The sequence below is a fragment of the Siminovitchia jepli genome (genome assembly GCF_047228825.1).
Classification (GTDB): domain Bacteria; phylum Bacillota; class Bacilli; order Bacillales; family Bacillaceae_C; genus Siminovitchia.
The window spans coordinates 17,766-42,459 of record NZ_JBFEGN010000025.1 but is presented as its reverse complement, the minus strand read 5'-3'; the positions used below and the strand labels follow the sequence as shown (position 1 = coordinate 42,459).

The 24,694-nt window shown below is 43.0% G+C and carries 28 protein-coding genes, 1 other RNA gene and 1 other annotated feature; of the genes, 26 read left to right on the top strand and 3 right to left on the bottom strand.

Features of this window, described 5'->3' with window-relative positions; genetic code table 11:
• Positions 1-85: 85 nt before the first annotated feature.
• Complete coding sequence (locus AB1L08_RS10720; protein ID WP_413064641.1) at positions 86-1,027, bottom strand: YaaC family protein; 942 nt, start codon at positions 1,025-1,027, stop codon at positions 86-88.
• A gap of 135 nt (positions 1,028-1,162) precedes the next feature.
• Here AB1L08_RS10720 and guaB point away from each other — a divergent pair, with 135 nt between their 5' ends.
• From guaB to serS, 3 genes are all read left to right on the top strand, one after another.
• Entirely contained in the window at positions 1,163-2,629 is a 1,467-nt protein-coding gene (gene guaB / locus AB1L08_RS10715; RefSeq protein WP_413064640.1) for an IMP dehydrogenase, read from the top strand.
• Between the two features lie 147 nt (positions 2,630-2,776).
• Positions 2,777-4,117, top strand: coding sequence for a serine hydrolase (locus AB1L08_RS10710; protein ID WP_413064646.1), 1,341 nt, complete (start codon positions 2,777-2,779; stop codon positions 4,115-4,117).
• A 108-nt stretch (positions 4,118-4,225) separates the two neighbouring features.
• Positions 4,226-4,441: a binding site (T-box leader), on the top strand.
• Positions 4,442-4,487: 46 nt separating this feature from the next.
• A complete protein-coding gene (gene serS, locus AB1L08_RS10705) occupies positions 4,488-5,762 on the top strand; it encodes a serine--tRNA ligase (protein ID WP_413064639.1) in 1,275 nt (424 codons plus the stop codon).
• A 34-nt stretch (positions 5,763-5,796) separates the two neighbouring features.
• Here the strand turns inward: serS and AB1L08_RS10700 are convergent, their stop codons facing one another.
• Positions 5,797-7,083, bottom strand: coding sequence for a LysM peptidoglycan-binding domain-containing protein (locus AB1L08_RS10700; protein ID WP_413064638.1), 1,287 nt, complete (start codon positions 7,081-7,083; stop codon positions 5,797-5,799).
• Positions 7,084-7,211: 128 nt separating this feature from the next.
• Here AB1L08_RS10700 and tadA point away from each other — a divergent pair, with 128 nt between their 5' ends.
• The 23 genes from tadA (at position 7,212) to AB1L08_RS10585 (ending at position 24,305) form a co-directional block, all read left to right on the top strand.
• Positions 7,212-7,685, top strand: a complete 474-nt coding sequence (gene tadA, locus AB1L08_RS10695) for a tRNA adenosine(34) deaminase TadA (protein WP_413064637.1) — start codon at positions 7,212-7,214, stop codon at positions 7,683-7,685.
• A gap of 743 nt (positions 7,686-8,428) precedes the next feature.
• Positions 8,429-9,721: a M1 aminopeptidase family protein gene (locus AB1L08_RS10690; protein ID WP_413064636.1), complete on the top strand. Its 1,293-nt coding sequence runs from the start codon at positions 8,429-8,431 to the stop codon at positions 9,719-9,721.
• 11 nt (positions 9,722-9,732) lie between these two features.
• A complete protein-coding gene (locus AB1L08_RS10685; protein WP_413064635.1) occupies positions 9,733-10,605 on the top strand; it encodes an ATP-binding cassette domain-containing protein in 873 nt (290 codons plus the stop codon).
• Entirely contained in the window at positions 10,577-11,305 is a 729-nt protein-coding gene (locus AB1L08_RS10680) for a hypothetical protein (protein WP_413064634.1), read from the top strand. Before AB1L08_RS10685 ends, AB1L08_RS10680 begins: the two co-directional genes overlap by 29 nt.
• A gap of 72 nt (positions 11,306-11,377) precedes the next feature.
• Positions 11,378-11,642, top strand: an RNA gene (gene ffs, locus AB1L08_RS10675) — signal recognition particle sRNA large type.
• 107 nt (positions 11,643-11,749) lie between these two features.
• On the top strand, positions 11,750-13,435 hold the full coding sequence (locus AB1L08_RS10670; protein ID WP_413064633.1) for a DUF2207 domain-containing protein: 1,686 nt from the start codon (positions 11,750-11,752) through the stop codon (positions 13,433-13,435).
• A gap of 102 nt (positions 13,436-13,537) precedes the next feature.
• The gene (dnaX, locus tag AB1L08_RS10665) at positions 13,538-15,229 is read left to right on the top strand and encodes a DNA polymerase III subunit gamma/tau (protein ID WP_413064632.1); all 1,692 of its coding nucleotides are present in this window, start codon (positions 13,538-13,540) and stop codon (positions 15,227-15,229) included.
• A 27-nt stretch (positions 15,230-15,256) separates the two neighbouring features.
• A complete protein-coding gene (locus tag AB1L08_RS10660; RefSeq protein WP_413064645.1) occupies positions 15,257-15,574 on the top strand; it encodes a YbaB/EbfC family nucleoid-associated protein in 318 nt (105 codons plus the stop codon).
• 12 nt (positions 15,575-15,586) lie between these two features.
• Entirely contained in the window at positions 15,587-16,186 is a 600-nt protein-coding gene (recR, locus tag AB1L08_RS10655) for a recombination mediator RecR (protein WP_413064631.1), read from the top strand.
• A gap of 59 nt (positions 16,187-16,245) precedes the next feature.
• A complete protein-coding gene (locus AB1L08_RS10650) occupies positions 16,246-16,455 on the top strand; it encodes a YaaL family protein (protein WP_413064630.1) in 210 nt (69 codons plus the stop codon).
• A 123-nt stretch (positions 16,456-16,578) separates the two neighbouring features.
• Complete coding sequence (locus AB1L08_RS10645; protein ID WP_413064629.1) at positions 16,579-16,845, top strand: pro-sigmaK processing inhibitor BofA family protein; 267 nt, start codon at positions 16,579-16,581, stop codon at positions 16,843-16,845.
• 178 nt (positions 16,846-17,023) lie between these two features.
• Positions 17,024-17,197 (top strand): sigma factor G inhibitor Gin, encoded by a 174-nt coding sequence (locus AB1L08_RS10640; RefSeq protein WP_413064628.1) that lies wholly within the window; start codon positions 17,024-17,026, stop codon positions 17,195-17,197.
• A gap of 141 nt (positions 17,198-17,338) precedes the next feature.
• Complete coding sequence (tmk, locus tag AB1L08_RS10635) at positions 17,339-17,971, top strand: dTMP kinase (protein ID WP_413064627.1); 633 nt, start codon at positions 17,339-17,341, stop codon at positions 17,969-17,971.
• A gap of 132 nt (positions 17,972-18,103) precedes the next feature.
• Positions 18,104-18,433 (top strand): cyclic di-AMP receptor DarA, encoded by a 330-nt coding sequence (locus tag AB1L08_RS10630; protein ID WP_413064626.1) that lies wholly within the window; start codon positions 18,104-18,106, stop codon positions 18,431-18,433.
• A gap of 8 nt (positions 18,434-18,441) precedes the next feature.
• Positions 18,442-18,882, top strand: a complete 441-nt coding sequence (locus AB1L08_RS10625) for a YaaR family protein (protein WP_413064625.1) — start codon at positions 18,442-18,444, stop codon at positions 18,880-18,882.
• 13 nt (positions 18,883-18,895) lie between these two features.
• The gene (gene holB, locus AB1L08_RS10620; RefSeq protein WP_413064624.1) at positions 18,896-19,903 is read left to right on the top strand and encodes a DNA polymerase III subunit delta'; all 1,008 of its coding nucleotides are present in this window, start codon (positions 18,896-18,898) and stop codon (positions 19,901-19,903) included.
• Complete coding sequence (locus AB1L08_RS10615) at positions 19,896-20,723, top strand: PSP1 domain-containing protein (RefSeq protein WP_413064623.1); 828 nt, start codon at positions 19,896-19,898, stop codon at positions 20,721-20,723. Before holB ends, AB1L08_RS10615 begins: the two co-directional genes overlap by 8 nt.
• Before the next feature lie 12 nt (positions 20,724-20,735).
• Positions 20,736-21,104: a DNA replication initiation control protein YabA gene (gene yabA / locus AB1L08_RS10610; protein ID WP_413064622.1), complete on the top strand. Its 369-nt coding sequence runs from the start codon at positions 20,736-20,738 to the stop codon at positions 21,102-21,104.
• 79 nt (positions 21,105-21,183) lie between these two features.
• Positions 21,184-21,927, top strand: coding sequence for a tRNA1(Val) (adenine(37)-N6)-methyltransferase (locus AB1L08_RS10605; protein WP_413064621.1), 744 nt, complete (start codon positions 21,184-21,186; stop codon positions 21,925-21,927).
• A complete protein-coding gene (locus AB1L08_RS10600; RefSeq protein ID WP_413064620.1) occupies positions 21,914-22,192 on the top strand; it encodes a GIY-YIG nuclease family protein in 279 nt (92 codons plus the stop codon). Before AB1L08_RS10605 ends, AB1L08_RS10600 begins: the two co-directional genes overlap by 14 nt.
• Positions 22,176-23,054, top strand: coding sequence for a 16S rRNA (cytidine(1402)-2'-O)-methyltransferase (rsmI, locus tag AB1L08_RS10595; protein WP_413064619.1), 879 nt, complete (start codon positions 22,176-22,178; stop codon positions 23,052-23,054). The genes AB1L08_RS10600 and rsmI overlap by 17 nt, the downstream gene beginning before the upstream one ends.
• A gap of 139 nt (positions 23,055-23,193) precedes the next feature.
• The gene (locus AB1L08_RS10590) at positions 23,194-23,838 is read left to right on the top strand and encodes a class I SAM-dependent methyltransferase (RefSeq protein WP_413064618.1); all 645 of its coding nucleotides are present in this window, start codon (positions 23,194-23,196) and stop codon (positions 23,836-23,838) included.
• 2 nt (positions 23,839-23,840) lie between these two features.
• The gene (locus AB1L08_RS10585) at positions 23,841-24,305 is read left to right on the top strand and encodes an S-ribosylhomocysteine lyase (RefSeq protein ID WP_413064617.1); all 465 of its coding nucleotides are present in this window, start codon (positions 23,841-23,843) and stop codon (positions 24,303-24,305) included.
• A gap of 55 nt (positions 24,306-24,360) precedes the next feature.
• On the opposite strand, the gene AB1L08_RS10580 is transcribed toward AB1L08_RS10585, so the two are convergent.
• The gene (locus AB1L08_RS10580; RefSeq protein ID WP_413064616.1) at positions 24,361-24,654 is read right to left on the bottom strand and encodes an AbrB/MazE/SpoVT family DNA-binding domain-containing protein; all 294 of its coding nucleotides are present in this window, start codon (positions 24,652-24,654) and stop codon (positions 24,361-24,363) included.
• Between the last annotated feature and the right edge of the window lie 40 nt (positions 24,655-24,694).

The following is a 24,694-nucleotide window of genomic DNA, read 5'->3' as shown; positions in this document are numbered from 1 at the left end:
GCTCTTCAGCGCCGATGGTAGTGAGGGGTTTCCCCTTGCGAGAGCAGGACGTTGCCGGGCAAACAAAAACATAGAGCATAAGGCTCTATGTTTTTTTGTTTCCCGTTAAATATTCAAGGATCATTTGCGGGCTTTTTTCAGCCGTAATATGTAAAAAAGCATGGATGAATGGATAATCCAGGTCGGAGGCCGTTTTTATGAGGTCCATCCACCATTCCGTTTCGTAACGGGCAATCATGCTTAAGTTAAATAAGAGCAAATAGTGGATCAAAAGGTCGGGAAGATGAATGGCAGTTTGCAGTGAGGAGCACAGTCCGAATCTTTTTTTAAATATATGATAGCGGAAAGGCGGAAAGAAGTCGGTACGATTGCCGTCAATTTGAAGCTCTGCTTCATTATCTTTGTTTTCAAGCCAATAAATCATTCCTGGATGCCTGTTTTCCAAAAACTGTTTTAACCTTTGAGCAGTTATATGGTAGTTTTGCGCCAATTCAGTCGGGATCGTCCAAATATTGTCGGGGAGCTGACCCAGTAAAACAAAATTGCTTTTTCCGCTTGTAAACAAGTAGAGATCGTCCAATTCCGGAATTTGCGCCAGCAATTCCTCCATTTTAAATTTCTCGCCTTCCAAGTGCTTCAGTTGATACATCTGCTCTGTAAAATAGGTGCACAAACCGTTTTTTTGAATTTTCACTTCGTCTTCAAGAAATTGGTAGTTGCGCTTTTTTCTTTTTCTGGCAGAAACGCCGTGGGCCAAAACGGAGGTTGTTCCCGGATAATTGGGATCCACTGTAAGCAGGCAGGCTTTCAGTAAATGAATCAATCCGTAATAAAGCAATACGGGCCTAATAGAAAAGGGGGATTGGGCAGCCTGTGTGTAATAGGTTTCGCCTTGTTCCAAATAGTACATAAATGGGTAACAATTATCATAGCTTTTTCTTTCAGCATCCTCTATTTGCATTTTTTCATAATTGCTTTTTAAATAAGAGCGAACTGTAGATGCCGACTGAAAAAAGTTGAATTGCATCCAAATTTTTTCATATGCAGACAGACAAAACACCTCCGAATAATTAGAAAAGTTGAACATCACCCGTTAACCTTGACAGTATTTTATCCAATTGATAACCTACTAATAATATTTTGGGCAGGGGGACGAAAAAAAATGTGGGAGTCTAAGTTTGCAAAAGAAGGATTAACCTTTGATGACGTGTTGTTAATCCCGGCCAAATCCGAGGTCTTGCCGAAAGAAGTGGATTTGAGTGTAAGCCTGACAGACAGCCTAAAGTTGAAAATACCTATCATCAGTGCGGGAATGGATACCGTTACCGAGTCGGACATGGCGATTTCCATGGCGCGCCAGGGCGGCCTGGGCGTCATTCATAAAAATATGAGCATTGAACAGCAAGCCGAACAAGTAGATAAGGTAAAAAGATCTGAAAGCGGAGTAATTACCGATCCGTTTTTCCTGACCCCGGAACATCAGGTATATGATGCAGAACATTTAATGGGAAAATATCGGATATCCGGAGTTCCGATTGTGAATAACGAAGAAGATAAAATATTGGTTGGCATTATTACCAACAGGGATATGCGTTTTATTCAGGATTATTCTCTTCCGATTACCGAGGTCATGACGAAAGAAAATCTTATTACAGCCCCTGTCGGAACTTCGCTTGCCGAAGCAGAAAAAATACTTCAGGTACATCGGATTGAAAAACTGCCTTTGATTGATGATCACGGAGTCCTCAAAGGATTAATTACGATCAAAGATATAGAAAAAGTAATTGAATATCCAAATTCTGCAAAGGATGAAAAAGGCCGCCTTCTTGCAGCCGCGGCAGTCGGGGTGGCGAAAGACACCTATAGACGGGTTGAAGCGCTTGTCAATTCGCAAGTAGATGCCATCGTGGTTGATACGGCCCATGGCCATTCAGACGGCGTACTGGGAACGGTCCGGGAAATCCGTGAGCAATATCCAAGTCTGAACTTGATTGCCGGAAACGTTGCCACAACAGAAGCGACGAGGGCTTTATATGAAGCGGGAGCAGATGTTGTAAAAGTTGGCATCGGACCGGGTTCCATTTGTACAACCCGTGTTGTTGCAGGAGTCGGTGTCCCGCAAATTACGGCTATTTATGATTGTGCGACAGAAGCAAGGAAGCACGGAAAAACGATCATCGCTGACGGCGGAATCAAATATTCCGGGGATATCGTGAAAGCTCTTGCTGCAGGCGGGCATGCCGTCATGCTCGGAAGCCTTCTTGCAGGAACGTCGGAAAGCCCTGGCGAGACCGAAATTTTCCAAGGGCGCCGTTTTAAAGTATACCGCGGCATGGGATCGGAAGGCGCCATGCAAAAAGGCTCAAAAGACCGTTATTTTCAAGAAGATGCGAAAAAATTTGTTCCGGAGGGCATTGAAGGCCGGGTTCCTTATAAAGGCCCGCTCGCCGATACGCTTTATCAGCTAACCGGAGGGCTTCGGGCCGGAATGGGCTACTGCGGTTCTCCCAACTTGGAGTACTTCCGTGAAAACGCCCAATTTATCAAAATGACCGGCGCCGGACTTCGTGAAAGCCATCCGCATGATGTACAAATTACAAAAGAAGCGCCAAACTACTCAATATCATAAAAAAATGAATGGCAAAGCCCTAATGAATCCAGTGAATGGGCTTTGCCTTTTTTTGTTAAGAAACTGAAAAGAATACAGCCTACTCAATGATGTTTATCTATGATAAAATGACAAGGGTGTACATATAATTTGGAGGGTAAACTTGTGATAATTAGCAAAAAGATACCATTTTTAGCATTATTTATGTCGTTAGTCATATTCACTAGCATCATTACCGTTCCTGAACGCACTTCTGCAGAAGATGCGCTCAATGTTAACGCGGATGCGGCGATCCTCGTTGAAGCGTCTACAGGAAAGATACTATACGCAAAAAATGAAGATACAGCGCTCGGCATAGCCTCGATGTCCAAAATGATGACCGAGTATTTAATGTTCGAAGCGATTAAAAATAAACAAATATCCTGGGAACAGGAACAAACCATCAGTGATTATGTTCACCAGGTATCCGTTGATACGAATCTTTCAAATGTGCCGCTGGAGGCCGGGAAAAAATATTCAATCCGGCAATTGTATGAAGCGATGGCGATTTATTCGGCGAACGGCGCCACGATTGCCATTGCCGAAGCCATAGCGGGATCGGAAAAAAAGTTTGTTGACATGATGAACAAAAAAGCGGAGGAGCTGGGACTTGAAAACTATAAATTTGTTAATTCAACGGGTCTAAACAATAAGGATTTAAAAGGCAAACATCCGGAGGGAACCGGACCGGAAGACGAAAACATTATGTCTGCACGAGCCATGGCAAAACTTGCTTCCCGGCTAATGAATGATTATCCGGAAGTATTGGAAACAACGAGTGTACCCGTGAAAGAATTTCCCGGCATGCCTGGAAAAATGAAAAACTGGAACTGGATGCTCCCTTCTCTGATCTATGGCTATGAAGGCGTGGACGGGTTAAAAACCGGAACAACAGACTTTGCCGGATACTGTTTTACCGGAACGGCAAAACGGGATGGCCTTAGGGTCATCACGGTTGTCATGAATGCGAAAGGGAAAAATGGACAAGGTGAATATAAATCAAGATTTGACGAAACAAAGAAAATGATGGACTATGCATTTACAAATTTCTCCGTAAAGGAAATTTATCCGGAAGGCTATCAGGCAAAAGGGAATAAAACAGTTCCTGTTGTAAACGGAAAAGAAAAGTCTGTTGCCATTCAGTCTAAATCACCTTTACAAGTTGTTGTCAAAAACGGGGAAGATAAAATGTACAAACCCCAAGTTAAAATAGACAAAAAGAAACTGGATAAAGAGGGGAAATTGGCCGCACCAATTAAAAAAGGCGACAAATTGGGCGTATTGGAAGCTGTATATCAGGGTGAAGATCCTTACGGATATTTATCAAAAAGCAAATCAGCATCCGTAGATATGGTCACTGCAGAAAAAGTGGAAAAAGCCAACTGGTTTGTTTTAATGATGCGCGGAATAGGGAGCTTTTTCGGGGACGTATGGGACAGCGCGGCCAAAACGGTTAAGGGCTGGTTTTGAGAAGAGGCTGTTGGTTTAGAACGTAGATAAATGGGCACAATACTAGGATAAGACAGGTAACATTTGCATTACATATGGATATGTAGTATATTATCAACAAAAATACGAGTGATTGCATTGAAAGGAAGTAGTAGCAGGGACTGTGTCCTTTTTAGAGAGCCGGTGGCTGGTGAAAATCGGCGGCACTGCCTGTGAATCCATCCTTGAGCAAAAATGCCGAATGCCTGGGGCTAGTAAGCATTTTCGGGTCAACCCGTTATCAAATGAAGAGGAAAGCTTTCGCTTTCAATTTGGGTGGCAACGCGGGTAACTCTCGTCCCTTTGGGATCGGGAGTTTTTTGTTTTTAAATAATTTTTAGGAGGTAATCGTATGCTTGATATGAAGACTCTTCGGGGGAATGTAGAAGAAGTCAAGGAAAAATTGCAGCATCGCGGCGAGGATTTGGCTGATTTGGACAAGTTTGAACAACTTGATCAAAAACGGAGGGAAATGATTGTCCAGTCGGAACAGCTGAAAAATAAAAGAAATGAAGTATCGGAAAGAATTGCCCAGTTAAAAAAGGAAAAACAAAATGCAGATGATTTGATTCGTAAAATGCGGGAAGTTAGCCAGCAAATAAAAGAGTTGGACGGAGAACTTCGAATTATTGAAGAAGAATTGCAGCAATTGCTTTTAGCCATCCCCAATATCCCTCATGAAAGCGTCCCGGTTGGAGAGACGGAAAACGACAACGTCGAGGTGCGGAAGTGGGGAGACGTTCCCCAATTTTCATTTGAGCCAAAGCCGCATTGGGAATTGGCCGCCAATTTGGGCATATTGGACTTTGAACGGGCAGCCAAAGTAGCTGGAAGCCGTTTTGTCTTTTACAAAGGACTTGGAGCCCGGCTTGAGAGGGCACTCATTAATTTTATGATGGATATTCACGTGGAAGAACACGGGTACGAAGAGATGCTGCCGCCATACCTCGTTAACCGTACAAGCATGACGGGCACCGGACAGCTGCCGAAGTTTGCGGAGGATGCGTTTCATATCGAGAGTGATGATTTTTTCCTGATTCCGACTGCGGAAGTCCCTGTGACAAACTACCATCGCGATGAAATATTGGACGGCGGGCGCCTGCCTCTCAACTATGTGGCATACAGTGCCTGTTTTCGTTCGGAAGCCGGGTCCGCCGGGCGTGATACACGGGGGTTGATCCGCCAACACCAGTTTAATAAAGTAGAATTGGTTAAATTTGTAAAGCCGGAAGATTCGTATGACGAACTTGAGAAGCTGACAAACGATGCAGAAAAAGTATTGCAGCTATTGAATTTGCCGTATCGCGTCATGAGCATGTGTACAGCGGACCTTGGTTTTACAGCGGCTAAAAAGTATGATCTTGAAGTATGGATCCCGAGCTATAAAACATACCGGGAAATTTCATCTTGCTCAAACTTTGAAGCGTTTCAGGCAAGAAGAGCCAATATCCGTTTCCGTTCCGAACCAAAAGCGAAGCCGCAGCATGTCCACACGCTGAACGGTTCTGGCCTGGCTGTAGGAAGAACCGTGGCGGCGATCTTGGAAAATTACCAAAGGGAAGACGGCAGTGTCGAAATTCCTGAGGTGCTGCGCCCTTATATGAGAAATAAAGAAGTCATTAACTGAAAGAAGCGGTTCAAATGAGCCGCTTTTTTGTCATTTATCTTTTCACAACATTGAAATTATCAGTAATCAAGAGCCAATTTTGCGGAAACGGAAGTCCAAGCTTCCAGTAGCCGACACCGCGAAGATCCAATTCTTTGACCAAATCAAACTTTGCCTGGATGGAACGCGCATCTTCAAACCAAACTTCGTGCCTTCTTCCTTCTTCGTCTGTGTAATGGAAAAAAGGGGCCTGTGCAGTTGTATCGTATTCGATGGCTACGTTGTTTTCAAGAGCGAGACGAATGGCTGCCTGTGGACTGAGGGCTCTCGCGGTTGTTCCAGGAACAAAGGGAAGTGTCCAGTCATATCCGTAAAGATTTTGCCCCATCATGATTTTACGTGATGGCATTTCAGTCAAGGCATATTCCAGTACGTCCCGGACCGGGCCAATGGGGGAAACTGCCATTGCTGGGCCGCCGCTGTATCCCCATTCGTAAGTCATGATTAAGGAATAATCGACTATTTCACCGTGGGCCCGGTAATCATGGCCGGCATACCACTCTCCTGCCTGTGTTGCACTTGTTTTGGGGGCAAGTGCCGTCGAGATGACAAAACCTTCCGCATGGAAGCGATCGCGTGCTCTTCGGAGAAATTGGTTATACGGTTCGCGGTCTTCTGCCGCGATTCTTTCAAAGTCAAAATGAATATCTGTAAATCCTACTCTTCGTGCCTCCGTGACAATATTATTTAACAAAGCCGTTTGAGCTTCCTCATTTGTCAGCAAGATATGAACGAGTTCAGTACTGAATTGCCCTTCTTCCTGGTTTGCCAGAACCATGGCGAGGGATGTGTTATTTGCCCGGGCTATTTCGGGAAAACGGTTCAATTGCGGGGGATCCAACGTTCCGTCACGCCTTGGCAAGTAGGCAAACGGAGCCAAATACGTTAAATATGGGGATGCTTCTCTGGCACTCGACTCCAATGCGGGGGATACGGCTCCTGTACGTCTGGGTTCGACATAGGCTAGAAATTCCCCTTCTCTTTTGGGCCCTTGTGGGATATACAGCCGCAAGCCGACATTGATGGGCTGGTTAACATTAATCGCATTGATTCTCGCCAGTTCCTGGTAGGATATGCCAAACCTTCTGGCAATTGTGTACAGACTGTCACCAGGCTGCACCCAATAAAACCTGCCAATGATGGGAATAACAATCGCTTGCCCGACAACAAGCCGATCAGGGTTTTCCAAATCATTGGCTTCGGTTATGATGGCTGGAGCTATTCCATACAAGGAAGCAATTGAGGACAATGTCTGATTGGGCTCGACGACATGAATTTGCATGCTTACCCTCCTTAACTCTTTAAACAAACGCTTATCTTGTCCCATTGTATGCATGCCAGTGAAAATAAAGACCTGCATGGATGAATTTTGATACAATCAAATGTAACAAAGCTTTGAGGAGAAAATCCATGGAAAATGAAGAAAAATACATGAAAATTGCAATTGAAGAGGCAAAGAAGGCCCGCTTAATCGGTGAGGTTCCGATCGGGGCCATTGTCGTTCTGGATGGGAAAATCATCGCCAAGGCTTCAAACAGACGGGAAACAGAACAAAATGCCACCGCACACGCCGAGATTATCGCCATTCAGGAAGCTTGCCGAAAATTGGGGACTTGGCGGCTGGAAAATGCGGAGCTGTACGTCACTTTGGAACCGTGCCCGATGTGCAGCGGTGCCATTATCTTGTCGCGAATTCAAAAGGTCGTATACGGAGCTCCCGACCCGAAGGCCGGCTGTGCAGGAACGCTGATGAATTTGCTTGCTGATAGTCGGTTTAATCACCAAAGCGAAGTAGTGAGCGGGATTCTTGCGGAAGAATGCGGGGAGCTTTTGAGCCAGTTTTTCCGTGAACTGCGCAGGAAAAAAAAGGGAAGCCGTCGCTGATATTTTGGACTTAGAATCAATATAAGATTAGTCCTAAATCCTTGTCTAATTTTATCTAAACTTAAAGCAAAATATGATTACCGCAAAACACCTTGCGGAAAACCGCAACCCGATTTACGGTGAGAACTTTTAAAACCTATGTAATAATCATGATATGGGAGCGTGGAAGTGTTGAGTCTATTCAATTAGGCAGAAAGAACTTGATAATTAGCTCAATTTATATAGTAAAATTTTGTGAAAAAGGAGTATTAAAGTATTTAGACAGAAAAGGATAGTGATAACTGCTCTGCCTGTTGCCTATGCGACTCAAAAATAAGTTCTTCATTTACAGCCCAATCAAAGAATAGCTCTGGAGAAAATCAATCCTATTATATCCGATGGGTGGGTAACAGCTCAAAAGCAAAGGCTAGTGTAAGAATTACGGATTAAATACTTTTATAATTCGTTCACTATATCAATTGAAAGGAGAGTAACCAGCCTTTATGAGGGCTGGTTATATTTGGTAAATGTTAAAGGCATTCTTATTTTACTTCAAAGTCATCGTGAAACATCCCATGTTGGTGTTTTGTATTATTTTTATCACTTTTTTAACCTATTATGTAAAAACCTCATTGGGTTCTTCGGTGTTTATGTTTGTAAAATACTATTATTTTGCATATATTTGCTCCAATATGTTTCTTTTAATCACTTCAACTAGAATTACGTCCAAAAGTTTTGATGTATTGAATTTTTTGGAGAGAGACGTGGTAAAAAAACAGAGAATGGTGTTATTTTCCGCGTTTCTCTTTAGCTTCATAACGGCCATTTTTCCAATCGCGACAATCTTGCTTTTTAAGAACAGCATGTTCGAACTTTCTTTTGTAACAAAAGGGATCGTTCATCTTTTATTTATATGGATTTTGTCCAATTTGATTGCTGCTGTGATTGGAACAACCATCGGCATGGTGATCAAAAACGATTTTTCAGTTTTTGTGTCCGGTGCTATTTACAGTATATTTTTATGGGAATCCATCAAAATATCGAATGCCCCTTTACATAAATTTTTAAATATTTTCGATGATTACACCAATGTTGGTTCCAATGAAATATCAGGTGTAATATTTAACAGTACTTATTATTTGGATAAAATCTTCTTGGTGCTTTTTATCGTATGTATCCTATTCCTTTTTCAAACCATTTTTGGACATACAAGGAGAAAACTTTCTCTTTTATTTTCCATCGTAACCCTTTTACTCCTTGTCTTTACAGCACTTACAGGAGAAAAAACTGTACAGACCTTTCATGGGCCCTACCATCCTATTAAGGCTAATTTTTTTGATGTTCAATCCTATCACATGGAGCTTGACCTCCAAAATAAACTTTATAATAAGGCTTTATTAAAGTTGGTCTTTTCCGAGGACGAAAATGAAATTCAGTTGTTGCTAGATCATAACTTCATTATCAAAAAAATTGAAGTTGAAAATAAATCAGTTGCATACTCGCACAAAAACAATATGTTGACTGTCCAATCATCCCACCGCAATGGAGAAGAGATTGACTTGTTGGTAGAGTATGAAGGCAAAGTGTTTGTAGAAAATGATTTGGGGGTTGTTACTTTTTATGTTTCCAAAAATGCCATCAATTTACCGGGGCATGTTTTTTATTGGTATCCCGGATTATCTGATACGCGGCTTGCCGATTTTGACGTTCAAATAAAAACACCTGTTACTGTGTATTCAAACCTGCCCAAAGCCGAACATGAACAAAATGTATGGAGGGGAAAATCAACAAGTCTCAATGTATTTGCCGGTCAATATCAAACGATTTCCGATAATGGAATAGATTATGTATTCCCAATCAGCTATCATTTTGAGGAGTTTAAATCAAATATTGAGGGATCTATCAAACAATTGATGAAAGATAAAAATTTATCGGAATCTGAATATATTACTTTAAAGGACAGGAAATATAAACAAGTCATTGTCGGGGTATGGCCATTATATATGGGCGATGCTCAAATCATTGGAGATACGCTGCTAATCAATTACATAGAATAGGGGTCCGGTTTATGGGAAATGAGTTGATTGTAGAAAATGTTTGTTATTCTTACGGAAAGAGTTTGGTTTTGGATCATGTTTCATTTACTTGCCATGACGGAATTATCGCATTGTTGGGGAATAATGGGGCTGGTAAAACGACATTGATGAGTATTTTGGCGGGATTAAAAAAAGCGGATGCCGGAAATATCATATTAAACGGAGAAGATTTACTGCATTCCACACCATATCCTATCGGCCAAGTAGGATATTTACCCCAAAACTTTGACATTTACCCCAATATTTCCGGTTACGATTTTCTTTCATATGCTTTTGAAATGAAAAATATTCGTGTATCCAATAAAAAGGAAGCCATTCAGGAAGTAGTAGAAAAGTTCAATCTTCAATCTGTCATTCGTAAAAAAATCGGAAGTTATTCAGGCGGGTACAAAAGGAGGCTGGGAATTGCGCAAGCCGTATTGGGAAAGCCGGCTCTCATCATCATCGATGAGCCTACCGCCGGATTGGATCCTGAGCAAAGAGTTGAATTTAGAAGCTATTTATCGGAAATCAGCAAAGAAACGATCACGTTGATTTCCACGCATATCATAGAGGATGTGGAATTATACAGCAACAAAATTTTGATACTGAAAGATCAATCCATTCAGTTTGAAGGCCCAATAGATGAATTGATTTCTGTTAGTGTCCCGAATATTTATACAGCAGAAATTGATCTTGAAACACTTCTTCGCATAAAAAAATATATGACGATCATAGAAGAAAAACGCATTCATTCCAATGTCATCAAAATTAGATTTATAAAGGACCGGGACATTGATATGGACCACTATCATGATAAGGAGATATCTTTAGAAAATGCTTACGTCTATTTTCAAAAAAGATAAAGTGCTGTACACCCATTTTTTTAAAATATATGATGTAAAAGGGCGGAAGATGAAACTATCAGGCATTGTACTGTTCGTTCTTTTCATATGGACGATGATCAATCCGGCGCCATCCGATTATATGGCTTCCATAAAAGCAAAGTACATGCTGCATAGCACCGATAATGTATTTGATTATACCGTCCCGCTCATCTCCGCCTTTATGATATGTCTCGTTTTTTTCAATAACTATAAGAATAAGACCCATGAGTTCCTTTCGTTTTATAATCCGTATCATTTCAATTATTTGGTGTTTTATAGATGGTTCATGTATGTGTCGATATTTTCTGCAGGTGCTTTTATATGCGGCATCTTTTATTATCGTCATGTCGCGTTTATGGATGGCACGAGCCTGCTATTAAGCATTCGGTTTCTTCCCAACATCTTTTTTCTGTCTGCATTGATTTTGTGTATAACTGCATTAACGAAGAATAATTACACCGGCCTTTTTGTCATGTTATCCTATTGTATTGTCGACCTTTTATCTGGCGGAAGATTATTTAAAATATTTTCCATCGGCGCTCATGCCAACAATTTTTATTATTCTATCTCGCCCGTATATTATATTGTCAATCGAATAGTCATCACTCTTATTGGTACAGTATTGATATATGTTGGGTGTAAAAAATCACTGTCTGTACGATTTAAGTGGAAAAGATGAATTCGTGTGCAGGGCAGAAAGTGCAAATCTAATCATTGATTTTTAGCCGAAAAAGTAGTAAAATAGAGTTTACCGTGCTAGACGGGGAAATAGCGGAGCCCTGTACCCGCAATCCGCTCCAGCGGGGTTGAATCCCTTCCCGAGGCTGTTGTTTTGTAAGGCCTGCCTCAAGTAAGTGGTGTGGACACCCGGGTCCCGCGCAATGGGAACCCATGAACCATGTCAGGTCCGGAAGGAAGCAGCATTAAGTGGGCCATCCCATGTGCCGCGGGGCAGCCTGGGTCGAGCTAACTGCTTGAGTAACGCTTATGGAACACCGTCGACGGAAGGTGCACGGCAATAATCTGATATTAAATCCATCTGCAATGGCAGGTGGATTTTTTATGTTTTGAAACTTTTCCTTTTTCCATTCGTAAAAACAAGAATAGAAAAGAGGTGGCTGTAATGAAGAAAAAGCTAATTTTCTTTTTGGTTTTATTTTTTCTGATGATATTGCCAGTTCAAGCATTGGCTGTGGAATTTTCCATAACGGATGTAAACATTGACGCTTATTTGCACAAAAATGGGGACGTGCAAGTAACCGAAGTTCATTCCTATTCCTTTGACGACAAATTTCGGGGAATTACCCGGGAAATAATTCCGAAGAAGGGAACGGAAATAACTCATTTTACGGCGAATGAAGGCGAAAAAGAGCTAAAAGTGAAGAAAGAAAAGGATTTATATAAAGTGTACCGCAGCGGGAATCATGAAGATATTACCTTGGAGCTCCATTATGTCATTAAAAACAGCCTCTCCAGGCACCCCGATTTAACAGTGTTTTATTGGCCTTTTTTTGATGAGCGCAATGAAGCAGATTACGAGAGGATGACGATAACAATCCATCCGCCAGCTGATACCGATGATGTGATTGCCTTTGGATATGATGAAGCATTCGGCAAGGAAACCGTTGAACAGGACGGTGCTGTCACTTTTCATTTAAACAAGGTGGATGCCGGCCAAAACGGGGACATTCGGGTGGCATATGATTCGACATTATTTCCGGGCGTGGCCGAATCTTCTGATCAAAAGATACGTCAAACATTGCTGGATGAGGAGCAATTGTTCATCAACAAGGCACAAACATTTGCGGAAAACCGAAAGAAAACCGCTTTGGTTGGAAAATGGCTTTTATTTGTTTCTGCTGCCCTTTTGATCGGGTTGATGGCATCCGAGACGGTGAGGAGGAAACAAAGAAAAAGAGCAGCCAAAGAAGAAGTGTACAATAGGGAGAATATGATTCCGAAACAAAAGCTGAGCATGCCGGCTGTTCTTTATTTTTTACATCACTTTACACCGGAACTGCTGGCCGCAGCCTTAATGGATCTTGTGCGGAAAGGATACGTCAGGCAGGTTTCAGAAGATCAGTTTATGCTGCTGGATCGGGAAACAGAAGAAATTCATGAAAAGCTCCTGCTTGAATTGCTGTTTGAAAAAGTGGGCGGAGGCAAAACATTTAGCCTGGATGATCTGAAACAATACGTACAGTCGGAAATAAACCGTGCCACATATCAGGAAGAAACGAGGAAGTGGCAAGATACGGTTAAAAAAGAGATCGATCGATTCAACCTTTATGAAAACAACATGCCATTAAGGCGGACGCTCGGAATAGCGGGCATGGCCGTGCTTACATCGTCTATTTTTTTCATCATGTACGACCTTTATTGGCTTATGTTCCTGTCTATGGCATTGGGAATCACCAGTTTATGCTTGGCGATATTTTATCGACCTTTCTCTTACGAAGGCTTGCTTTTAAAAGAAGAGTGGGCCAGGCTTGAAAATGAATTTGAGCAAATTTCCATTTCGGAGTGGGACCGTTCCGGCGATGATGAAAAATGGCGCTTGCTTATATATGGAGTAGGAACGAAAAAAACGCGCCTGGCGGATTATTTTGCCCAAATGATGCCAAAGACTGTACCGGCCGCGGACAATCACTCCGCGGCGGGCTTTTTCTATACAGGACCATTCATTGCTTCTTCGTTCGAAACCGCAGATGAACATGTTCGGCAATCAACAACTTCCGACAGTTCCGGCACGTCTTCCTTTTCCGGAGGCGGCGTTGGCGGCGGAGGCGGAGGTTCAGGTGCTTTTTAATCGCTGTTGTCGCATGGATTGCTTCTGTAATTTCCGGATTGATTAAGGTATAATAATAACAAAGAAAAATTCGCTGAAATAGCAAAAGAAGGAGGAGCGGCATTGAGTTACCAAGCGTTGTATCGGGTTTGGCGCCCGCAGGCGTTTATAGATGTAGTCGGGCAGGAACATGTAACCAAAACGTTGCAAAATGCTCTCCTTCAGGAAAAAATATCGCATGCATACTTGTTTTCCGGACCGAGAGGAACCGGGAAAACGAGCGCGGCCAAAATATTGGCGAAGGCCGTAAACTGTGAACGCATGCCGGTATCAGAGCCGTGCAATGAATGTGCAGCCTGCCGCGGGATTATGGACGGGTCGATTTCGGATGTCATTGAAATTGATGCGGCATCCAACAACGGAGTGGAAGAAATCCGCGATATCCGCGATAAAGTCAAATATGCACCCAATTCCGTATCTTACAAAGTGTATATCATTGATGAAGTGCATATGTTGTCGATCGGGGCTTTTAATGCCCTGTTAAAAACACTCGAAGAGCCGCCGCGGCATGTCATTTTTATTTTGGCAACAACCGAGCCGCACAAAATCCCGTTAACAATTATTTCCAGGTGCCAGCGTTTTGATTTTAAAAGAATTACTGCTCATGACATTGTAAAAAGAATGGTTCACATTGCAAACGAAACAGGCTTGAATTATGATGAAAAGGCATTGCATGTCATCGCAACCGCAGCGGAAGGCGGCATGAGGGACGCCCTGAGCCTGCTCGATCAGGCTATATCCTTCAGCACCGATAAGGTGACGCTCGAAGATGCCCTCACAGTAACCGGTTCGATTTCACAAAACAGTTTGAACAAACTGGCGAAGGCGATTCATGACAAAGAAGTTGCGGATGCTTTGGAAGCCCTTGAGGAGCTGCTCATGCAAGGCAAGGATCCGGCCCGGTTTGCGGAAGATTTTATATTATATTTCCGCGATTTATTGCTGTACAAAACAGCTCCCGGCCTGGAGGAAGCAATGGCCCGGGTTCAATTGGACGAGGATTTTAAACAGTTATCTGAATCAATGCTCCCTGAGCAGATTTATGAATACATCGATATATTAAGCAAAACGCAGCAAGAAATGCGTTTTTCAAATCATGCGCGCACTTATTTGGAAGTTTGCCTTGTCAAACTGTGCCAAACGGAAGTAAAGTCTTTCCAAAATAATGCGCCGGAAGTGGCGGAGCTGTATAAGAAAATCGAGATGCTTGAAAAAGAGATTAAAACGTTGAAAGAACATTCAACAAAAAGAGCGGCTGAAGCAAAAAGCGATCCGCCTCCAAGAAAGGCGGTCCGAAGCAATGCAAAAGAGTTTCGGGTCAATGCCCGGCCGATCATGAAGATTTTGGAGAATGCAACGCGCCAGGATTTAAATGCCATTAAAAGCTGCTGGGGAGACTTGCTCGAATCTTTAAACAGCCGGAAGATGGTTCAGCTGGCGGCACTTCTCCACGATGCAGAACCATCTGCAGCTTCACCGGATGCGTTTGTACTAAAATTCAAACACGATATACATTGCCGGATGGCCATGGAAAATGAGTCGTATTTTCAAACACTTTCTCAAACGCTGGAAGAATTAACTGGAACAGCCTGCCAAATTGTTGCCGTTCCCGAAAAACAATGGTCTGACATTCGCCGGGAATTCATACAAACGAAAAAGCCGGATGGCGATCAGCCGCAAACAGATGAAGAAGATCCGCTTGTGGCGGAGGCAATGAAACTTGTCGGGTCTGATCTTCTTGAGATCAAAAACTAATTTCATACGTTGGAGGTTTTTTGAATGATGCGAGGAATGGGAAATATGCAAGGCATGATGAAGCAAATGCAAAAAATGCAAAAGAAAATGGCGAAAGCGCAAGAAGAGCTGGGTGAAAAACGGATTGAAGGCACGGCAGGAGGCGGCATGGTCACCGTCATTGTTTCCGGCCATAAAGAAGTGCTGGAAGTGAAAATCGATGAGGAAGTTGTCAATCCCGACGATATTGAAATGCTTCAGGACCTGGTTTTAGCTGCGACAAACGATGCTCTTAAAAAGGCAGAAGAATTAACAAGCCAGACGATGGGGCAGTTTACGAAAGGATTAAACCTTCCTGGCTTTTAGGAGGTTAACAATATGCATTATCCAGAACCAATATCCAAGCTGATTGACAGCTTTATGAAACTGCCGGGAATCGGGCCGAAAACAGCAGCCCGCCTGGCGTTTTTCGTGCTTGGCATGAAAGAGGATACCGTCCTTGACTTCGCAAAAGCGTTGGTCAATGCAAAAAGGGATCTTGGGTACTGCTCGGTTTGCGGGCACATTACCGACCAGGATCCTTGCTATATATGCAAGGAGGAGCGGCGTGACCGCAGCGTCATTTGCGTTGTCCAAGAACCGAAAGATGTCATTGCCATGGAAAAAATGAAAGAATACAACGGTCTTTATCATGTTTTGCACGGGTCCATTTCCCCAATGGAGGGGATTGGCCCGGAAGATATCAATATTCCGGATCTGCTTAAAAGGCTGCAAGACGAAACCGTTCAAGAAGTGATTTTGGCGACGAATCCCAATATTGAAGGGGAAGCGACAGCCATGTATATTTCCCGGCTTCTCAAACCGTCCGGCATTAAAGTCACAAGAATTGCCCATGGGCTGCCGGTTGGCGGCGATCTTGAATATGCGGATGAAGTCACTTTATCCAAAGCATTGGAAGGCAGAAGAGAAGTTTTTTGATTATCCCGTGATTAAAACCGCGGGCTTCAATCGGCAATCATTGTAAGGAGAGGCGCCGCATGTTTCAGAGACAAAAACTCCGTAAAGAATTTGACCAAAAATTCATCGAACTGATGGAAGAGGCCAAAAAAGACTGGTCCCATTTGAAAAAAATGATGGATTTAAGCTATGGAGAGAATGAGGAATTAAGATATAAAGCGCTGCTTGCCAAAGCGAAATATGTTTATCTTTTGCGCGAGGCAAAAATAAGAAAGATTTCAATAAAATGAAACCTTGCACCGGAGTCTTACTGGCCTGCAGGAAAAAAAAGAACTTCCAAGCTGCCTGCCGTTCTTTTTGGACAAACCGTTCATACAATGAATAACAAAGGGGGAAGGACAGGAGGGGAAAGCTTGGAGTCAGTTATCATTATTTCATCATTGGCCGGTTTGATCATTTTCTTGCTCATGGCGGGAAGACCGGGGCGGCTGTTTCGATTCATCGGTCAATCAGCGATGAAACTGGTCATTGGAGCGTTATTTTTATTTTTTTTAAATGCCTTTGGCAACCAATTTGGTTTATATGTTCCGATTAATTGGATCACCGCGGCCGTTTCCGGTTTTCTCGGGTTGCCGGGAGTTGCTGCACTGTCCCTCATTCAACTATATGTCATTTCATGAAACATTCGTCAAATTTTGGCGGATGTTTCAGTTTTTTTTTCTGTTTTTTAAAAGACAAACACAGTAACTGTCCACCCTGCATAAACTTTACAGACCAGTTATTGAAAACTCACAAATGTTAGAAATTGTGTATACAATTATTCTTGATGGGTACAATAAATTGTGTGGAGGTGGAGAGATGGAAAAGTGCATCATTTGCGAGAAGGAGAAAAAAATCGGGATACATCTTTATACATCATTTATTTGTACGGACTGCGAGCGGGAAATGGTAAAAACGGATACGGATGACCCAAAATATAAATTTTATATTGAACAAATGAAAGTGATTAAAGAAACGAAAATCGTCACATAAAACCAGGCTGTTGAAGGTTCAGCCCGGTTTTTTGTTTTTTATAGTAAAATTGGACATGGGACATATAACGGATTGCAAGATAGCTGTTTGTTCCTAAAAGCGTTATACTAAACGACATATACAATTAGCGGAGGTAAATGGATGGGCGGATTGTTTATTACGGTAGAAGGTCCGGAGGGTGCCGGCAAAACGACCATAATGGAAAAATTACGTACCTACTTTGCTGCTTCCGGGGTACCGGTGCTTGCTACGCGGGAACCGGGCGGCATCGAGATTGCTGAAAAAATCCGAACGATTATCTTGGACAAAGAACATACGATGATGGACGGAAGAACGGAGGCATTGTTATATGCAGCGGCGCGCCGCCAGCATTTAACGGAAAAAATCGTGCCGGCACTCCGGCGCGGAGAAATTGTATTATGCGACCGTTTTATTGACAGTTCTCTTGCTTACCAAGGCTTTGCCAGGGGTCTTGGCATAGACGAGGTGTATGCCGTCAATCAATTTGCTGTTGATAATCTTATGCCGGATTTAACATTGTATTTTGATATCGAGCCTGATATTGGGCTTAAACGAATTGCCAAACATGCTGGAAGGGAGAAGAATCGCCTTGATTTGGAAACAATTGAATTTCACCGGAAGGTAAGAGAAGGCTATAAATTGCTGTTAAACCGTTTTCCCGGCCGGATTGTAGAAATTGACGCCAGCCAGCCGATGGATAATGTATATGGGACTGCAAAGAATATTATTGAAAAGCATTTATCCGGGATGTAGGAGTATTGTCGATTTCACATGAAAGATGTTTGGATATAATGAAGAATATAACGATGTCACATATTCGTTTAGCTGATATAATAATGATAATAACAAATATTTGTTTTTCACTTTTTAAAGGGGTGATACACAATGAAGTTGATTTTAGCCGTAGTTCAAGACCAGGACAGCAACCGGTTGATGAACGCATTGGTTGAACATAATTTTAGGGCTACAAAACTTGCATCGACAGGCGGGTTTTTAAAATCGGGCAATACGACGTTCATGATTGGAACGGAAGACATTCGTGTTGAAAAAGCGCTTGAAGTGATCAGGGAAAGTTGCAAATCTCGGGAGCAGCTCATGGCACCGGTTTCTCCGATGGGCGGAAATGCCGATTCCTACATTCCTTATCCCGTTGAAGTGTCCGTTGGAGGAGCTACCGTTTTCGTACTTCCGATTGAACAATTTCATCAATTTTAGGGTAGCTTATGAAGATTAACGAGACATCCAAATCAAGAGTAGGCCAATTTTTGGGCGGACAAAAAATAAACCGTTCGGACAACCCGGGGTTTTCCGAAATGGTTGCTTTCCAGGGAATGAAGTTGCAGGAAGAACAACTTGCCCAATTGATGGCCGATTTGTCCGCAGCCGGCGAACGGCTCGGGAAGACACGAAGTTTCCAGGACTTGGCCAAATATAAGCAGCTCGTCAAAAGATTTGTACAGGAAGCTGTTGAATTCGGCATGAATCTAAAGCAATCTCATAGCTGGAACAGATTTTCTGAAGGAAGAACGCTTCAGATCGTTGAGACGATAGATGAAAAATTAATTGAATTAACGAATGACATATTGGAAGAAGAAAAGCAGTCCATTCGTATTTTGGAGAAAATCGGAGAAATAAAAGGGCTGCTCATTCATTTATATACGTAAGGATGAGTTACCGGTGGCTTTAAAATGGGAACAATTTGAACAAGTACAGCCCGCGGCTGCCAGGCTGCTGAAAAATAGCCTCCAATGCGGCCGGGTTGCCCACGCCTATTTGTTTGAAGGTGAACATGGGATCGGCAAACGTGAGGCAAGCATGCTGCTCGCATCCAGCATGTTTTGTGAGGACAACAGCAATGATGTAAATCCTTGCGGACACTGCAACAACTGCAAGAGAATTGAAAGCGGCAACCACCCTGATGTTCATATCGTGGAACCGGACGGGGCTTCCATTAAAATAGATCAAATACGGTCATTGCGGGGAGAATTCAGCAAATCGGGAATGGAATCAAATAGAAAAATATATATTCTTATTGATGCAGAAAAAATGACAGTGCAAGCAGCCAACAGCCTGCTCAAATTTTTGGAGGAGCCGCATGGGCAAACGATGGCGATCCTCGTTACGGAGCAGCCGCAGCAACTGTTGCCGACCATTATTTCAAGGTGTCAAAAGGTATCTTTTCACCCATTAAGCCAGGAACAATTTTTCGGGAGACTGTTGCAAATGGGGGTTCCCGAAACGAAAGCTGTCCTGCTGGCGGCTGTGACGAATGATTTGGAAGAAGCGCTTAGGCTGAATGGCGAAGATTGGTTTGCACAAGCCCGAATGATAGTGTTAAAATTATATGACATCTTAAAAGAAAATCCGCTCTATGCCATGACGGCTTTGCAAAATGATTGGCTGAGCCATTTTAAAGAGAGATCCCAGCTTGATTTAGGCTTATCGCTATTAATGCTTTTATATAAAGATTTATTTTATTTGCAAGTGGGGAAGGATCGGATGCTTGTTTATCCTGATGTGAGGGATAAACTGGAAAGAGATGCACGGCAAATGCCGCTGAGCAGGATTTCCGAACAAATTACTGCCATATTGGAAGCCAAAAGAAAATTACACGCAAATATGAATCCTCAGCTATTAATGGAACAGCTTGTGCTGAATTTGCAGGGGGGACCTTCTTTTGTATAACGTAGTAGGTGTCCGGTTTAAAAAAGCCGGTAAAATATATTATTTTGATCCCCAGGCTCATCCCGTCGGAAAGAACGACTATGTTATCGTCGAGACGGCCCGGGGCATCGAGTTTGGAAAAGCCGTTACAGACAAGAAGCAAGTAAGTGAACATGATGTTGTGCTGCCGCTAAAAAAAATCGTCCGGATTGCCAATCTGGACGATAAACAAAACGTGGAAGAAAATAAAAAAGCAGCGGAAGAAGCATATGAAATCTGTTCAAAGAAAATTGCCGAACATCAGCTCGATATGAAGCTCGTAGATGTTGAATATACATTTGACCGCAATAAAGTCATCTTTTATTTTACCGCAGATGGACGGATTGACTTCAGGGAATTGGTGAAAGACCTGGCCTCTATTTTTCGTACGAGAATCGAATTGAGGCAGATCGGTGTAAGGGATGAAGCCAAAATGCTCGGAGGGATTGGGCCGTGCGGGCGTATGCTCTGCTGCTCCACCTTCCTCGGGGATTTTGAGCCTGTTTCGATAAAAATGGCGAAAGACCAAAACCTTTCATTAAATCCAACCAAAATTTCCGGACTGTGCGGACGGCTGATGTGCTGTTTGAAATATGAAAATGACGAATATGAAACAGCCAAAGCCGAGCTCCCCGATGTGGGAGAGATGATTCGCACGCCGAACGGATCGGGAAAAGTAATTGGTTTAAATATTTTGGAAAGAATTTTGCAAGTGGAACTGTCCGGTCAAGAGCGGATTTTAGAGTATACGTTGGAAGAGATTACAGCTCAAAGTGTGACGTCTGTTCAGGCCTCGGACTAATGGGGTGGTATGATGAATGATAAGAAGGAATTCTATGATTCGGTAAGCAATATGGAAATGCAAATCGGCGAGTTGTATCAGCAGCTTGGCGAATTAAAACAGTATCTGGGCGAATTGATTGAAGAAAATCATGCCCTGAAACTGGAAAACGACCATTTGCGGAGACATCTGAATCAAGGAATGGAGCAGGGGAAATTCTTATCGGCCGGCAAAAAAAAGGACGAGCACGTTGAATATGATTATATGAAAGAAATTGGTGAAGGCTATGACAATTTGGCCCGCATATATCAAGAAGGCTTCCACATTTGCAATGTGCACTTTGGAAGTCCCCGCAGGGATGAAGATTGCCTATTTTGCCTTTCCTTTCTGAATAAAAAATAATGATGAACATATGGCCTTCCTGTATTTGGGAAGGCTATTTTTCAAGTGTACAATGCCTGCTGCAATGGAGTGAAGATACGTGGTTGAGTTATATGAAGATGAACGATTGGATTACCTGCTGGCTGAAAACCTTAAAATCATTCAAAGCCCGACAGTATTTGCTTTTTCCCTCGATGCCGTCCTGCTGGCGCGCTTTGCTTATATTCCGATTCAAAAGGGAAATATTATCGATTTGTGCAGCGGCAATGGAGTTGTCCCGCTTTTATTGAGCAATAAAACGAAAGCGGCCATTACAGGGGTGGAAATTCAAGAGCGCCTTTACCAAATGGCTGTCAGGAGCATCCGTTACAACGGGCTGGAGGACCGGATTCAAATGATCCATGGCGATTTAAAAGAAATGCCTAAAACAGTCGGTCACGGCAAGTTTGATGCCGTAACCTGCAACCCCCCTTATTTTGCCTCCCCCTCCCCGCATGTCATGAATGAAAATCAATATTTGGCCATTGCCCGCCATGAGATTCTTTGTTCATTGGAAGACGTCATCCGTGTCAGCAGCCAGTTGCTCCGCCAGGGGGGCAAGGCGGCTTTCGTCCACAGGCCCGATAGATTAATGGATATTTTAACGTTCATGAGGCAATATCGGCTGGAGCCAAAGCGCCTGCGCTTTGTGTATCCAAAAAGCGGGAAAGAGGCCAATACGATTTTGGTGGAAGGGACAAAAAACGGAAATGCCGGCTTAAAGGCGCTTCCGCCTTTGTTTGTCTACGATGAAAATAATGAATATACACCTGAGATGAGAGAGATTTTATATGGGGAACAATAACAAACATTATTTTTATGTACTCCAATGCAGCGACGGATCCTATTATGGCGGCTACACGGTGGATCCTGAACGAAGGCTTGCGGAGCATAACGGCGGGAAAGGTGCAAAATATACGAGGGCAAGGCTGCCCGCGAACATGATCCATCTTGAGGAGTTTGGGGATAAAGGCGAAGCGCTGCGGGCCGAATATGCTTTCAAACGGCTATCGCGGCACCAAAAAGAGCAATTTTTAAAGGCTGGTGAACTAAATGCACAGTCAGAATAACAATTATGAACATGCCGGCGGAGCCCTATATTTGATACCCACTCCGATCGGAAACTTGGAAGATATGACGTTCCGGGCCATTCGGCTTATGAAAGAAGCGGATGTTATAGCGGCTGAAGATACGAGAAACACAAAAAAACTATGCCATTACTTTGAAATCAATACCCCCCTCGTCAGCTATCACGAGCATAATAAAGAAACGAGCGGCCGCCGGCTGGTTGATCGATTGTTGAAAGGGGAAAAAGTGGCGCTTGTGAGCGACGCCGGAACGCCATGTATTTCCGATCCCGGTTTTGAAATTGTCGGGGCCGCAATTGCAGAAGGAATTCCGGTCGTTCCATTGCCGGGGGCCAATGCTGCCATCACGGCGCTCATTGCATCCGGACTGAACCCGCAGCCATTTTATTTTTACGGCTTTTTGCCGCGGGGAAAAAAAGAAAAGAAAGAGGCGCTTATACGTTTAAAATATCAGGAAGGAGCGATCCTTCTCTATGAGGCGCCCCACCGCTTGAAGGAAACACTGCAGCAAATGCTGGATATTTGGGGTAACCGAAAGATTGTTCTATCACGGGAACTGACGAAGAAGTTCGAGGAATTTTTGCGCGGGACGGTCCAAGAGGCGCTTGAATGGGCAAAAGCCGAACAAATTCGCGGTGAATTTTGTTTGGTTATTGAAGGAAACGGTGATGATAAGCAGGAAGAACCGTCGTGGTGGGCGCCGCTTACGATAAAGGAGCATGTGGAACAGTATATATTGGAAAAAGCAATGCCTCCAAAAGAAGCAATCAAACTTGCTGCAAAGGACCGAAAGCTGCCAAAAAGGGAAGTATACCAGGCCTATCATATAAAAGACGAATCATAATGCACGAAGTTCCAAGGATGGAACCCGTGCTTTTCTTAATTTTTCGCTATTTAAACATAAATTGCTTTTTTTTGAATCAGATGGTACATTATATCATATGTTAATTCTGAGTATTTTTATGGGGAAAGGGTGAAAAAGGTTGACTAGACAATTTGATGCTTTATTCGATGAATGGTCGATGACGTATGATCATACCGTAAAAGGTTCGGACATTGAATATAAGGAAGTATTCGAAGGCTATGATGATATTCTTTCAGAGGTTGCAAAAAAAGCAAAAGGGTATATATTTGAATTTGGGGCAGGTACGGGGAATTTAACCGAAAAAATGATAAAGATGGGCAAACAGGTTTATGGAATTGAACCTTCCGAAGGGATGAGACGCATTGCTCGCAAAAAATTGCCCGGGGTGACGATTGTAGAAGGAGATTTCCTGGAATTTCCGATGCCGAAACAACATCCGGATACGATTGTCAGCACGTATGCCTTTCATCATTTGACAGATGACGAAAAAACCGGGGCCATTCAGCAATTTGGAAAAATGCTCGGGGAAGGCGGGCGAATTGTGTTTGCCGATACGATATTCGTGAGTAATGAAGCGAAACAGGATATGATAAAGGAAGCGGAGAGCAAACAATTCAACCGGCTGGCCGCTGACCTGAAGTCCGAGTTTTATACGACCATCCCAAAAATGAATCAATTATTTGGCGAAGCGGGCTTTGATGCATCCTTTACTCAAAAAAACCGGTTTGTATGGCTTGCAGAAGCAATGAAAAGGAGAGAGTGATAATGGCGAAGCAAAAGATGAATGTTGAAAGTTTCAATTTGGATCATACGAAGGTGAAGGCCCCATATGTCAGGCTTGCAGGTGTCATCAAGGGAGAGAAAGGGGATATCATCAAAAAATATGATATCCGTTTTTGCCAGCCGAACAAAGAACATATGGAAATGCCGGCATTGCATTCACTTGAGCACATGATGGCGGAGTTCAGCCGGAATCATTCCGACAAGATCGTGGACATCAGTCCAATGGGCTGCCAAACGGGCTATTACATGTCCTTTGTGAATCACGATGATGATGATGATGTATTAAACATTTTGGAGAAAACGTTAAACGATGTATTGGAAGCAACGGAAGTCCCTGCGTGCAACGAGATTCAATGCGGATGGGCTGCCAGTCACAGCCTTGAAGGAGCCAAAGAAATTGCACGGAAGATGCTCGATCATAAAGATGAATGGACGGAAGTTTTTTAAAATTTGACCAATAAGAGCCGTTTCCTTTTAAAAGAAACGGCTCTTATTTATTTAGCTATACATCCAGTTCTTTCGTTTTAAAAGCTTCCTGAATTTCATTGATGAGCTGGTCGGCGCCTTCCTTGCTTAATACCAATTTTCCTCCTGCAATCAGTACGTTGTCGTCTGACACAATGCCGGTTATATGGCAGCTCATGCTCGGTTTGTACTTTTTTAAAATAATCCTGTCATCGTCTACATATATTTCCAATGCGTCTTTTTCCTCAATTCCCAGCGTCCGCCTCAGTTCAATCGGGATGACAACCCGCCCGAGTTCATCCACTTTTCGCACAATTCCGGTCGATTTCATTAAATTGCTCCTCTCCGATTTTTCTTCTTTTTTTATCCCA